This window comes from Brachyspira sp. (assembly GCF_050873525.1).
GTDB lineage: Bacteria > Spirochaetota > Brachyspiria > Brachyspirales > Brachyspiraceae > Brachyspira.
Genome location: NZ_JBNMIZ010000050.1, coordinates 1 through 14,055, shown reverse-complemented (window position 1 = coordinate 14,055; position 14,055 = coordinate 1). Strand labels below are relative to the sequence as shown.

Annotated in this window: 10 protein-coding genes and 1 CRISPR repeat array; of the genes, 4 read left to right on the top strand and 6 right to left on the bottom strand. The window is 28.0% G+C overall.

Going from position 1 to position 14,055, the window contains the following annotated elements; genetic code table 11:
* Positions 1-31: 31 nt before the first annotated feature.
* From ACR0QS_RS05100 to ACR0QS_RS05085, 4 genes are all read right to left on the bottom strand, one after another.
* Positions 32-727: an SH3 domain-containing protein gene (locus ACR0QS_RS05100; RefSeq protein WP_432632366.1), complete on the bottom strand. Its 696-nt coding sequence runs from the start codon at positions 725-727 to the stop codon at positions 32-34.
* Positions 724-2,436, bottom strand: coding sequence for a BatD family protein (locus ACR0QS_RS05095; protein WP_432632365.1), 1,713 nt, complete (start codon positions 2,434-2,436; stop codon positions 724-726). Before ACR0QS_RS05095 ends, ACR0QS_RS05100 begins: the two co-directional genes overlap by 4 nt.
* Positions 2,420-3,175, bottom strand: coding sequence for a tetratricopeptide repeat protein (locus tag ACR0QS_RS05090; protein ID WP_432632364.1), 756 nt, complete (start codon positions 3,173-3,175; stop codon positions 2,420-2,422). The genes ACR0QS_RS05095 and ACR0QS_RS05090 overlap by 17 nt, the downstream gene beginning before the upstream one ends.
* A gap of 82 nt (positions 3,176-3,257) precedes the next feature.
* Positions 3,258-5,003, bottom strand: coding sequence for a TrkH family potassium uptake protein (locus ACR0QS_RS05085; protein ID WP_432632363.1), 1,746 nt, complete (start codon positions 5,001-5,003; stop codon positions 3,258-3,260).
* A gap of 160 nt (positions 5,004-5,163) precedes the next feature.
* Here ACR0QS_RS05085 and ACR0QS_RS05080 point away from each other — a divergent pair, with 160 nt between their 5' ends.
* The 4 genes from ACR0QS_RS05080 to ACR0QS_RS05065 all read left to right on the top strand — a co-directional run bounded on the left by ACR0QS_RS05080 (position 5,164) and on the right by ACR0QS_RS05065 (position 11,254).
* Positions 5,164-6,633 (top strand): peptidase, encoded by a 1,470-nt coding sequence (locus ACR0QS_RS05080; protein ID WP_432632362.1) that lies wholly within the window; start codon positions 5,164-5,166, stop codon positions 6,631-6,633.
* Positions 6,634-6,678: 45 nt separating this feature from the next.
* A complete protein-coding gene (locus ACR0QS_RS05075; RefSeq protein ID WP_432632361.1) occupies positions 6,679-9,942 on the top strand; it encodes an outer membrane assembly protein AsmA in 3,264 nt (1,087 codons plus the stop codon).
* Positions 9,943-9,968: 26 nt separating this feature from the next.
* The gene (locus ACR0QS_RS05070; protein ID WP_432632360.1) at positions 9,969-10,577 is read left to right on the top strand and encodes a DUF1318 domain-containing protein; all 609 of its coding nucleotides are present in this window, start codon (positions 9,969-9,971) and stop codon (positions 10,575-10,577) included.
* 266 nt (positions 10,578-10,843) lie between these two features.
* The gene (locus tag ACR0QS_RS05065) at positions 10,844-11,254 is read left to right on the top strand and encodes a hypothetical protein (protein ID WP_432632359.1); all 411 of its coding nucleotides are present in this window, start codon (positions 10,844-10,846) and stop codon (positions 11,252-11,254) included.
* 166 nt (positions 11,255-11,420) lie between these two features.
* Positions 11,421-12,421: a CRISPR direct-repeat array (repeat unit 35 nt; unit sequence GTTTCGTCCCCTTACGGGGAATTAGTCTATATATT).
* A 276-nt stretch (positions 12,422-12,697) separates the two neighbouring features.
* Here the strand turns inward: ACR0QS_RS05065 and cas2 are convergent.
* Positions 12,698-12,976, bottom strand: a complete 279-nt coding sequence (cas2, locus tag ACR0QS_RS05060) for a CRISPR-associated endonuclease Cas2 (RefSeq protein WP_432632358.1) — start codon at positions 12,974-12,976, stop codon at positions 12,698-12,700.
* Between the two features lie 37 nt (positions 12,977-13,013).
* Positions 13,014-14,012, bottom strand: a complete 999-nt coding sequence (gene cas1, locus ACR0QS_RS05055) for a CRISPR-associated endonuclease Cas1 (protein WP_432632357.1) — start codon at positions 14,010-14,012, stop codon at positions 13,014-13,016.
* Positions 14,013-14,055 lie beyond the last annotated feature (43 nt).

Here is a 14,055-nt window from a genome sequence, read left to right as displayed (position 1 = left end):
CAATAATATAATAAAATTTAAATACCTTTCATTATATTTTTTCGGCGAACGATTTGTTTATCCAGCCCTTAAAAGAACCTTTGACATGATACCAATTACTGTATTCTTCAAGTATTCTAAATTTTTCGCCTTCGTATGGAATTGATATTATTTCCGTTCTTTCGCTTTCTCCTCTGTATAAATTTGTTCGGCTAACTACAATCAAATAATCGGCGTTAATTAAATTATAACTTATTAACGCTTGGATGATAAATAAAACCGAAAGTATAATTAGTAAATAATATATTTTTCTTTTCTTTATAAATAGAATTATTAAAATCGTAAAAAATATTATAAATAAAAATAAAGTTAAATAAAAAATTATAATTAAAATCGATTGATTATATTTAGGATTTGACAAAGAGTTTGGATTAAATAATTCTATATTATTTTTTATTTCTTTATCGAAAGGAGATATATTTAAAGCCCGCTCATACCAAAGAATCGCATGCCCGTTGCTTCCGAGTTCCGCGTAAGAAGTTGCAATATTATAATACAAATCTTTTGAAATTATATTTGAAGAAGCGATATTTCTGTATAAATTATTCGCTTCAAAATAATCGCCTTCTTCGTATAATTTATTGGCATCCGAAAATATTGAATTTATTTTATCAAAATCAATCTCTCCGTATAATAAGCAAGATTGAAACATTAAAAATATTAATAAGATTTTTTTTATATATTTCACTTTATATTTTCCATTTCCTTTAAAATATTAATAGCTTTCGTGTGATAATCGTCATTTTTATTGATAGAATTTCCCGAATATAATTCAAATTGGCAGGAATCGATTATTTCTTTTATATTTTTTATAATCTCTTCGTTTATATTTCGATTTTTAAGTTCTTTATATAAATCTTCACTGTCTTTCAAATCCGCATTAAATTTTTTATTAATGTTTTTTATCAATAATTCGTTTATACTTTTGCAATATTCTTTTCGATTATTTTTATTATAATATTCCAATATCGCGTCAATATCGGAGATTTTATTTCCATCGTTAAAATTATTCAAAAATTTAAATTTCAAATTTTTTATTTTTTCAAAATTATAAATTATAATCGCAATCGCTATCATTAATAAAACATATATATAAATTATATTCATATTCAATAATTGAAAATTTTTATCGTTTTTATTTTTTATTATATTATTCTTTATCGGAATTGGAGCAATGTCCGATTTTTGAATATTGTTTTGAGCAAAAGAAAAATTATTATAATCTCCCGATATAGTAAGGTTAATATTTTTGGAATAAATATTTTTATAAGTTTTATCGTTAGGAGAAAAATAGCAAAAATCAATATTTTCAATTGTATAATCTCCGTTATTAGTCGCAACCAAAATATATTCTTTAGTTTTTTTCCCCATTAATTTATTATTTTCAAACCAATTTGTTTCAAATATTTTAGGCTGATAAACTGAAAAATATTTTTTTATATTCTCGTTTATATTCGGCATATTTATAATCGAAATATTTCCTTCGCCCAAAACTTCTATAGAAATCAAGACTTCGTCTCCGATATTAATATTGGTTTTATTTATTTTAGCGTTAAATTGAAAATCTCCAACCGCTCCCGAAAAATTCTCATAACCTTTACTGCTCGGCAAAGGCAAAACATTAATTTCAAATTCTTCTTCTCCGTATTGAATTCTATCGTAAAACATATTATTTTTTTCAAATACAAAAGGAGTCGTTAATATATTTTTTTTGCCGCGTTTTACCGCGTATAAAACTTCTTTTTTTAACGGAATTACATTTATTCTCTTTCCGTCTATTATTTCCGTATAAGAATTTCTTTCCGAAGAATCGGCATAAGATAAAAAATCGTTTCTGTCTGGAATTTTTGAAATTCCTATAACATTAACTGGAATATGCGAATATGCTTTTTGTTCTATATAAATCGGTTCGTAAATATAAACTTCTTTTTTATTAATCGTATTATTTACTATAATGTCTTCCGTATAATTCATAAATCGCTCGAAAGAATCGCCTTCGGGTTTGCCAAGCGTGGAGTTTCTAACCGAATCGCTTAAAACTTCTATCGAAACGGGATTTGCAATATATGTGTTATTATTTGCCTTTACGGTTATTTTATCAATCGTATAAAATCCTTCTTTAACCGCGATATAATTATAGTTATAAGTTTGAATAGTTTTTAAGCTTCCAGAAGAATACATCATATTTACGCTTTTTGAAGTTCCGCGCAAAATTAGTCCGTCTATATCTGGAATTGTAATTTTTCCCGCTCCGTTATCTATTGTCACCGATAAAGTAAAAATTTCGCCAATTCCTATTTTTTCGTCCGATAATTTTGCAGTAATCGTAGTTTGGGCGAATAAAAAATTAAATGATAATGCGAATATCAATAAAATAGTTTTACCAGTCTTTATCAATTCTTCCTCCGCCATAATATTGTTCTTCGTTATTTTTATCTTTTCTATATTGTCTCAAAGATTCCAATAATCTGTCAATATCCGATTTTTCATTTTCTCTCTCGTTATTTTCATTTTCATCGTCTGAATTATCATTATCCGAACTATCGCTTTCGTTATTTTGATTATTCTGATTATTATTTTCGGAATTATCTCCCGAATCTCCGCTATCGCCTTCTCCTCCATCCTGTTCATCTGGAGAATTTGGACTCGAAGGTCCGCTATTATTTTTTTGTTCTTCCAATTTTTTTCTTGCATATTCGAGCGCTCTTTTTGAATTTTCATCTTTCGGATTATGGACTAAAGCGTCAATAAGTTCGTCAATAGCGCCTTGATAATCTTCGTTTTCTATTTTGGCTATTCCCGAATTATAATATGTAGAATGTTTCATGGATTTGCTTGTATTTTCGTTAAAATTATTTTTTGCCATGTCGAATAATTGTATCGCCGTGTCCATTTCGCCAACCGATGCCATAGTAGTTCCCATATTATAATAAATTTGCGGAGAATTTGTAACTTTGCTTAACGCTTTTTCGTATAAAGTTATAGCGCTTTCGTAATTTCCATTTTTAAATAATCTATTCGCTCTGTCGACATCCAATTTCGCGGTTAATTCGTCCAAAGAAAAACTATATAAATTAATCGTCCAAAATATAAAAAATAAAAATAATTTTAAAAAACTTTTTCCATTATTAAACATAAATCTAACCTTAATTTAAAATATTTAAATTTATAAAATATATAAATAAAATCTAATTTTATTAATTTTGTAAAACATTAACCTATCCTATCGTAACATCTCCCGTTGGCAAATCTATCAAACCGTATCTGCTTCTATCTATCGAACCAACGCTCATAAATAAAGTTAAATATCCTACTCTGCCGATAAACATTAAAAACATTACTATTATTTTACTCCATATTGAAAGCGAAGGAGTTATTCCCAAAGAAAGTCCAGTAGTCGATAAAGCCGAAACCGCCTCGAAAAGGACGGGAGTCATAATTTTATATCCGTCTATATAGAATATCAAAAGCGCCGCAAACGCCGATATAGCCATAGCGAGAGTGAAAATCGCAACTGATTTATTAACAGCCGATTCTTTTATCTTTCTTCCCCTAACGACTATAAAAGGTCTATTCGTTATTGCCGTTATAATTGAAGAAACGAATACGAATAATGTCGTAGTTTTTACTCCGCCGCCCGTTCCGCTTGGAGACGCACCGACAAACATAAGAAATATTACTATTCCTATTGTGACGCTATTCATTGAACTATAAGAGATAGTTTCATAGCCACCAGTTCTTGGATTTATACTTTGAAACGCAGAAACTAATATTTTTTCTCTTAAAGATAAACCGTTTAAAGCTCCGTTATATTCGTTAAAAAATATGAATAAAAATCCAAATAAAAGCAAAATGAAAGTAGTAAATAAAACAATCGAGGTTTGCATATCTATCATATATTTTTTTCTCATTATTTTATTTTTAATTGCAAAAAATACGGTTAAAATAACGGGATAGCCGATTCCTCCAAATATTATAAGCAAACAAACGGTAGCCGTGATTGTTATATTATTTGAATATCTATGCAAACTGTCCGAATATAAAGAAAATCCTGCATTACAAAAAGAACTTATAGAATGAAACAATGAAGAAAATATTTTTTCGCCAAGTTTTGCCGAAGAATCGTTATTAAAAACTGTAAATAATGAAATCGCTCCCGCAAATTCTATTATGAAAGTCGCTAAAAAAATTACTTTAATAGTTGACCTTATGATATCTTTATTTTGAGTATTAAACATTTCCAAAGTTCTTATTCTATCCTGCACGCTTCCTTTACTAACCGAAAATAAAAGAACTATCGCCGAAATCGACATAATACCGAGTCCGCCTATTTGAATCAATATTATAAGGACAATTCTTCCAAAAAAAGTAAGTTCCTTTGAAATATCAATAACCGTAAGCCCCGTGACACAAACTGCGCTTGTCGCGGTAAATAAAGCGTCTATAAAATTAATACTTCCGCTAACCGTGCTTAAAGGCAAATAAAGAAGCAAACTTCCTAAAGTTATTACAAATATAAAAGAAGCTATGATTAATTGGTATAAAGTAAATTTTGAATATGATAATCTAAGCCAATTTATTACTATAATCAAAAAGAATAAAACCGAACCAGCGATAACCCAAATTATTCTGCTCGAATCTGTCTCATAATATTTTTTACTGAAAAAATTAACGAGCAGTAATCCTAAAATCTGAATAATCGGAACTATTATATATAATTTTCTCGGCGCTATTCTTATTTGGTCTAAAAGTATAAATATAAAACAAATCGTTATGATATTTATTATTTTTTCGTAATTCGCAATATAAAAATTATAAGTTTCGATTTTCCTTATCTGCATAAGTAAAACGAATATTGCGAAAATAGAACCAGCTATTGCAAGCAGATTCGATAATCTTCTTAATAATTCGTCTATCGTATGAATTATATTTTTATTGGAATATTTATTTATTTTATTTATCATAATATTTTATTATTTTATTATTTTAATTATTTTTTTATGGAATATATTTTAACATATTTTTAATTATTTTAATAGGAATAATTTCATTGCATATATACATTTAATAATATATAATCATTACAAAACCTATTTTGAATATTATAAATTAAGAAAATAAAAAATGAATAAAAAATTAATAACTTTATTAACTTTAATATTATTTATTTCATGTAATTCATGCGGTAAAATTAAATATAAATTGGAAAATAAAAACGGCGAAAATTATAGTTTTGAAACGGCTCAATATATTTCAAAAGACGGAATAAACGGAAAAACTGAAATTGCAAAAAAAGATTATTATTATTTTCATTCGGAAAAAGAGCAAATCATAGATTTTTATATTTCAAATTCTCCAAAAACTAAAATTACTATGACTCTGTTCGATAACGAAAAAAATATAATAAAAGTTATAAGCGAAGAAAATAACGAAGAAAATCAAACGAATAATTTTATTCAAATAATGAAAGGAATATATTTTGAACATGACATGCTATCTTCTACGCTTCCAAAATATTATATAACGATAGAATCCGAAGAAAAAACGGAATATACTTTGATACTTCAAAAAAGAGAGTATAAAGAATCGGACGAAAAAGAACCCAATGACAACATAGGGAATACTCAAATTATTGAAGTCAATAGCAATAATCGACTCTACACAATAGAAGGATATTACAGTCAAACTTATAATCCCGTTTTGACTTCGGGCGATTTGAAAAATTTGGAAATTGACGCTTATAAAGTTACAAATAATTCTTTTAATACTTATTCAATATCCATAGAACTTTCGGGAGTTCCTTCGATAGACGCGAGCATAAGACTATATAATCACAAAGGAAACTGGATAACGATTAAAGATATAAATAATGTCGGAGACGGAGAGACGATTGATAAATTAATTTTGTCTCCGTATTCTTCTTATTATTTTGTTTTGACGGCAAGCAATACGGTTTTAAATATTCCATACAGATTGAATATAATAGCGAAACCTTACGATAAATATACTGAAAACGAACCGAACAATAAACCCGAAGAATCGCAAACTATAGAATTTGGAAAAACTTATAAAGGAGCGATAGATTATTCTTTTGACAGAGATTATTTTACTTTTAATATTCCGATTAAATCGAGCGTAAAATTTCAATATTTTTTAATCGATTCTCAAGCGATTAATATAAGTTTCTCAAACGATACATTAGGAAAAATTATCACGATGCCGCAAACGGATGATGAGCATATATTTAGTTTATCGCAGGGAAAATATTATTTAATCTTTGAAAGAGATTCTACAAAAGAAGCTTGGAAAAAAGGAATTTCAAAAGCGAGAAATTACGAATTCAATTTAAGCGTATCGAACGAAATGAGCATGGATTATAATTACGGATATTATGACGATTTGCCGAAAAGCAATAAAAATACGGACGAATATTATTATTACTATTACGATAATGAGGAAGAAAATTTGGAAAGCAATTTTAATAATACGAACGATATTATAATTTTGAAAGAAGAAGATTATAACTCAGATTATTATTACTATTATGAAGATAACGATAACGAAACTTATTATTATTATGAATATGAAAATTAAAAATTGCTATTTCATTTTATTTATAAAGAATATATTATATAAACCATGAAACTGAAAGATTTTTTTAAGAAGAAAAATAAAATAGAAACCGATTCCGCTTCGGAAACGAATATTGAAAATATAGCCGAGCAGAAACCAAAAAGGAAATTCAAAAAAAGATATATTCCTTTGATTATTTTAATCGTTTTGATATTTGCGATTGTCGGAGCGAGAATTTATTTTAATAACGAAAGAGTAAAAAATTTAATTGAAAATATAGTTTATTCTTCAATGAATAGAAAATTGGAAATTGGCGATTTTAAATATTCAATACTATTTCCAAATATACAAATAAACGAGGCTATTCTTTATAATTCTACAAATTTTAACGAAGCGCAAAATATTTCTATGGATAATTTGAGATTAAGATTTTCGCTATTTTCTTTATTTTTACTCAAATTAAATATTAAAGAATTTTCAATTGACAATTTATATATCAATATGTTTACGGATGAAAGCGGAAATTGGAATTTGCCAGATTTGCCGCCGTCCGAACCAAAAATTAAAGACACGAATAAAGCGCCTTTCGATTTTCATAAATTGGATTTTCTAAAATTTAAAGCGAATATTGAAAATATAAGAATCAATAATTTATCGTTCAAAGCGGATAGTTTATCTCACATAACAAATCAAACGAATAACGGAATTATAGCAAGTTTAAGCAATTTCAATTTACATTTGGATATTCACACAAAAAGATTTCCGCTGTCAAAAGCGATTAGCGTTTATGCGCCCGAAATATTGAAAGATATTGATATAAAAAGTTTCATAAGCGACAGTTTGACTTATAACGACAGAAAAACTTCATTTAAAGATAATCCTCTATTCAATTTAAATATTGACAATTCTAATAACGAAAACGAGATTTTGGTAAAATTCGATTTTGAAATAGATAAGCCCGATTTTAAATATAACGGAATTAAAAAAGAAGATATGCAGGCGTCTTTCAATTTGCAAACGAGATATAATATAACAAATCAAAGCGTCTATGTCGATAATATTTCTTCGGAACTTTTAAATGACGAAATATTAAAAATCATCGTATCGGCAACGGAAATATTTTCAGAAAATATTGGAATCAATTTAGACACTTTCTACGCTAAAATAGATTTGCAAAAAGTTAATAGTTTAACTTCAATATTTTTGCCTTCTTTGGGCTTGAATATGAGCGGTTTAATCAATGCGAATGCCGAAAAAACTGCTGGAACGATTAATAGCATAAATAATAATCTAGATTTGTCTTTGGAAAAAATAAATTTGTCTATGCCGAATTTAATAGCGGTAAATAATTTAAATTCTCTCACAAAAATAAATTATGATTATAATAAAAACAGCGCTTCGAGAGACGATATAAAAATTAATCATAATACGACTATCGACAGAGTTTTTGCTTTAAATAAATATATGATAAATAAAACGGATTTGTCTTTAAGAGCAGTATCTTCATTAAACGGACTTTTGGCAGTAGCTCCCGCAATAAGCAACCCCGAAAAAAAATCGGACACAGTCGTTTATGTTGATAATATTTCGACTAAATATATTAACTCCGATATTGTCGCAAAAGGAGAGGTAAAATTTGACGAACCTACAGATTTGAATATAAATATAAAATCTTTGCCGATTGCAAATTTAAGCGGAGGAATTGCAAGAGGTTCTTTGAATGCCGATTTAAATGTTTTCGGAGATTTGATAAACGATATAGACGCCACTTTAAACGGAATTGTCAATAATTTTTCTTATAATTTATCGGGAGAAGTTTCGTCTACCGCAAAGGCAAAATTAAAACTGCTTGCCAACGCCGATTTACTTTCGCAAACTATTAAAGTCTCCGAACTTAATTTGGATTTGGATAATTTTTTGAATTTTAAATCATATCTAGATTTGGAAGGAATGGGACTTAAAAAAGGTTTCGTAAATATTCATACTTTAAGAATAGCGCCTTATTCGATGAAACGATGGCTTTCTCCGAAATTTTCCGAGCTGCTTGACAATATGCCATTTGATGATGATGTTCGGATGACGAGCGCACTGGGTTATAATTTGTCTTTGGATGATACTTTTGCAAGTTTTACGAATTACAGCACTTTTTATGCAACCGAAGAACAATATAAACTTCAAGATATTTTTTTGCAGGCGGATGCAGATGTAAACTTTGGGGAAAATCTGCATGCCAATATAAGAAAATTTAATTTGGAAAGTCCGACTAATAATTTGAAAGTTAGCGTTGACGGATATTTTACTCCCGTTATAAAAAATGCGGATTTGAATTATGAAATAGGACTCGACACAGAAAATTTATATCTTCCTTTTGGAATGGAAATTGGAGGATTATTAAGTTTAATCGGAAATTTGAAAAATAATATTGCAAACGGAGATTTGATAGCGGACGGTTTTTTTGTAAATATGGATTCTGCGGATAAAATGTCAATCGTATTGCGAGGCTTAAAATCGGATATAAATTACAATTTTGATTTGACTCCGACTCAAAATCAAGTCATATCCACAGCCGCAAGATATACTCCGCTTGTCAGCGAAGTTCCGAATTTATTTTTTGAACAGATTAGAGTTTATTTGAAAATAGCTCCTTTCATAGACGACAGTATAAGAATAACGGATTTTTCTTCGGCGGTTAAAGTTCAAGGACATGGAATTACGATTCAAGATTTAAAATCTTCTTTATATATAGGCGGCGAAAAATTTGACAACGATTTATTTTTGCAGTCAATATCGAACGGAACGGCTCCGAGAAGAGGCGCTATACATTTGCCTTGGCTCAATTTGGATTTGGGAAGTTTCAACGCAAGCAGTATAAAATACGATATGCGAATTTTGGCAAGCGATATTAATTTTAAATATTTGCTTTCGCCCGAAAATAGAAGCAGAATAGACGATGAAAAACTGCTCGTTAATTTGACGGGAGATATTTCTGGAATTGGAATAAGTCCTTTAAGCAGTATAAAACCCGCGACTTTCTTTGTGGGAATAAGCAAAATGTCTACGGAATTTTCAAAATTTTTGATAGAAATGATAAGACCGATTAACCCTGGAATATCTACGGTTGAAAATATAGTTCAATTCGGATATGACGCCAACGCGGTTGAAGTGAGCATTTCGGCAAATAAAGTGTTTACGACTTTTTATTTTAGGGACCAAAATTTGGATAAAGTAAGCCAGCAAAAACAACAGTTGATAGCGTTCGAGGGAGATAAATTCGGATTAGAGCCGATGCCATTTTCGGATGTAATATCGTATTTGGAAGGAAATAATTAATTTTTAGTTTACGGAGATTTATTAAAATGAAATTGAATATTATAATCGTTTTTATATTTATTAGTATTTTAAGCGCAAGTTGTTCAAAACTTATATTGGTTAGAGAACCCGAAATGAGAGTTTTGGGAGGAAAAACTTTAATCGAGGCGCAGGTTTTGGGAAGATACAGACAGATAGACGAAAGCGCTTATCAAATATCGACTTTATCGAGCGAAAAAGATTTAAGTCTTATTATGGTAAGCACAAATGTTTCGGAGGAAATAGCTTCCGATTATAAAGAGGCTTTAATAAGAAGTATGTTTAATCAGGATGAAATTAATTTATATAAAACTAATTCTTATTTAGGCGAAAACAATAAAGGCTATCTTTCCTACATCGCTTTTGAAATATCGAATCCGAAAAATCAATTTGGCGAAGAGAGAATAAAATATATAAAAGAAATAATGGAAAAAGAAAATACCGATAGAAGAACTATAGCGGAATATTTGATTCTTTCAGACCCAAAACTGACTATGGCGAATATTAAAGAAGTGGAAACGGCTTTATACAGAAGAAATATTCAAAGACTTATAAATAACACTTATTATCAACTCCCTGACGGAAATTGGACTGTTTATACTAATACGAATAATTAATTGTTTTGAAAAAATTATATATAAATTGTGATTTTTTAACTATATAATAATAATTGATAAAAATACTATAAAGGAGTTAATATGCTAAAAAAGGTATAATAGAAGCACAAAATATATATTCTAAAGGGCATGAACAAGGAAATAAAAGACCATATTTAGTCGTATATGATGGCAATGATTATATTTTAGGTTTTGCTTTTACAACAAAAGCAAAAATTTCTTATTTATCACACCAAAATATAAAAGTTAGTGGTAGATTTGATATAATGACAATAGACCAACTTCAACTAATATATAAAAAAGACTTTACAAAACCAGCTTCAAATTGGTTATCAGATTTTGAATATAATTCAATAATTAAAAGTTTTGTAAATCAAATTATTGGAAATAATACCATTGGATTTAATAAAAACTGTCCTAGCTTTTTTGATATTATTTATTTTAATCATAATATACCTGAATTTTATAATATTGATAAGTGGCTTGTTGTTTCATCAAAGTATTTTAATGCTCATAGTGGAAAGTGCTTTATAGTTCCAAATGACAGTTTAGATTTTGCTTATCTTCATTCTATTGATTGGAAAGAAAGACAAGTAAAAATAAAAAGTAAAATAATATATACAAATGCTGATATCCAGAAAGTAAAAATAAAAGTTCAAAATCAATTAATAGTATAATATAATTTATATATTGGAAAAATAAATTATAGAGATACATATTTATTTTTTTACTTTTCAAAGTTGAAATAACCACTACAAATTATATTTATCTAAATAATTATTAATCTATACCATTGTTATACTAAAAATTAAAAAAGAGACTGCCAAAAGACAGCCTCTTTAATTTTTTGCCCCTTACGAGGAATTAGTCTATATATTTGGTTTTTACTGCACGATAAAGTTAAGAGAAAAAGGCTAGTTTTCGTCCCCTTACGGGGAATTAGTCTATATATTATCCGTTACACCGCAATCGAAAAATACTAACATATCATCGTTTTCGTCCCCTTACGGGGAATTAGTCTATATATGTGCAACTGTATAATCTACTCCGTTTTCAACAGGGTAAGTTTCGTCCCCTTACGGGGAATTAGTCTATATATTATGGAATTTTTACCTCAAAGTGAAATAGATTCTTTAATGTTTCGTCCCCTTACGGGGAATTAGTCTATATATTTGAAACTAAATTCATAGATACGAATACTTTATTTGTAGGTTTCGTCCCCTTACGGGGAATTAGTCTATATATTATGTAAAAAATGATTTGAAAATAGAATTATTAACAGAAAGTTTCGTCCCCTTACGGGGAATTAGTCTATATATTCCTGAAACGATTGCTATTTCGGGCGGACGTAAAGTAAGTTTCGTCCCCTTACGGGGAATTAGTCTATATATTTCTTCGATATGCTTCTCCAAATGAATCTATAATTATATGTTTCGTCCCCTTACGGGGAATTAGTCTATATATTCTTCAAGTAAAGCCTCGTTTTTCTTCTCTTCGTCCGATAGTTTCGTCCCCTTACGGGGAATTAGTCTATATATTTCTACTAACTGGTTTATTTTGTTCAGTAGTAGATTTTTTTAGTTTCGTCCCCTTACGGGGAATTAGTCTATATATTCGTCTGCACCTTCTCCCATACCCCGCCAAATACTACATCAGGTTTCGTCCCCTTACGGGGAATTAGTCTATATATTCTGCCAAATGATTAACACCCATTCCATAACAAATTCCCAAAAAGTTTCGTCCCCTTACGGGGAATTAGTCTATATATTGCGATGTCCAAATTAGTTGCTCTATTCCTGTAATGGAAAAGTTTCGTCCCCTTACGGGGAATTAGTCTATATATTCCGTATTTCAATTTAAACGATTTTGTCAATTATATTTACTTTAGTATCATTTTTTAATATCATAGATAGGTTTAACGAATTAAAAATCGCCAAATTAGGCAAATATTTTCATAATAAATATAAAAAATATTTACTTTCGCCCAGCTATGCAATTATAAAATAATTTTAAGCAAATATTCATAAATTTAAGTTCTTATGCGAAAAATTCTTATGTCAAAGAACTTATCGATTATATAATAACATATTTCAAAATTTTTGCAAATTTTTTAGTATTATTTATAAAATTATATAATGTTTCTTATCAATATTTATAGATTTTCCAATATTGAAAATTTTAAATTTATATAATCTATATATTTTTATAGAATCCGATTCTGGCAGACATATTTTTGACAAATCGGAAAGTAATTTTTTATACAATCTTTTATTTAATAAGCATTCAAATGAAGATTTTTGTATATTATTTCCGTAGCCCGATAGGATATTAAATATTTTATTTCTAATTTTATCGTCCGATATGTCGTATATAATTAAAGTAGTATAATCTCTTTTCATAATAATATAAATTGCCTCGCTCAAATTAATTTTTAGTTTATCTTATACTTAAAGGTTTATATAATTCGTAATTTTTTTCTTTAATAGCGTTAAGTAGCGTCCGCGCTTGAAATAATAAAGATTCTCTAAAAGTTTTATCAAAAACATGATATTTATGCGTTTTATTTATTTTATTTTCAAAAATATTTATAAGTTTTTTTGAGGATTTATTTTTTAAATAAACCGCTCCGTTTTTGTCTAAATAATCAAAATCATTTATAGTAAATAATTTGTTTCTTAAAGAACTTACTATTATACTGTCTATTATAGGGCTTCTTAATTCTTCTATTAAATCGCTCGCCAAAGAAGGATAATTTTTTCTCGGTTTATGCATAAAACTTATATAAGGATTAAGTCCCACATATTCTATAGCGGTATATATTTCATAAAATAATATAGTATATCCAAAACTTATTAGAGAGTTAAACGCGTCTTTAGGAGGTCTTTTAGTTCTACTTTCAAAATGAAATTCTTCGGGCAAAAAATAATTTAAACTTTTAAAATATAATTTTGCGCAATTTCCTTCATAGCCGAAAATTTCCGTTTTATTGGAAGAAGATTCAATTTTTTTAATATATTCTTTCAATTTGTAAATAGTTTTAGATACAAAATCTATATTATATTTTTTATTATATTTATAAAGCAGAATACGGCAGTTTTTTATTTTAGAAATAATAAATATTTTCGATATATTCAAACTAAAATCTTTATTTTCGCTTAATAAGAATTGTCTTTTATGTATTATTGGATTTATACGCTTTTTTGTATCCAGCATTCCTAAAAATTTTCCATATTTAGAAAACCATAATAAAGATATATCTCTTTTAAGAAATTCGCATATTATTTGTGAACTTATGGATTTTTTACCGTATATTACTATTCTGTCTATCTTTTCTATTGGGAACGATTTTGCATTTTCGTATTTGTCTTTTATAATAATCGTATTATATTTTTTTTCAAGTTTATAATATTTGTTAGTCAAATATAGAATCGACATATTGCCTCCTAAAAAGCGTTTATTTTATTTATTTTATTATTTT

Bases quoted from the DNA above. Each gene is read 5' to 3' on its own strand.
- ACR0QS_RS05090 (WP_432632364.1), bottom strand. From the start codon at position 3,175: ATGTTTAATAATGGAAAAAGTTTTTTAAAATTATTTTTATTTTTTATA.
- ACR0QS_RS05085 (WP_432632363.1), bottom strand. From the start codon at position 5,003: ATGATAAATAAAATAAATAAATATTCCAATAAAAATATAATTCATACG.
- ACR0QS_RS05080 (WP_432632362.1), top strand. From the start codon at position 5,164: ATGAATAAAAAATTAATAACTTTATTAACTTTAATATTATTTATTTCA.
- ACR0QS_RS05075 (WP_432632361.1), top strand. From the start codon at position 6,679: ATGAAACTGAAAGATTTTTTTAAGAAGAAAAATAAAATAGAAACCGAT.
- ACR0QS_RS05070 (WP_432632360.1), top strand. From the start codon at position 9,969: ATGAAATTGAATATTATAATCGTTTTTATATTTATTAGTATTTTAAGC.
- ACR0QS_RS05065 (WP_432632359.1), top strand. From the start codon at position 10,844: ATGACAATAGACCAACTTCAACTAATATATAAAAAAGACTTTACAAAA.
- cas2 (WP_432632358.1), bottom strand. From the start codon at position 12,976: ATGAAAAGAGATTATACTACTTTAATTATATACGACATATCGGACGAT.
- cas1 (WP_432632357.1), bottom strand. From the start codon at position 14,012: ATGTCGATTCTATATTTGACTAACAAATATTATAAACTTGAAAAAAAA.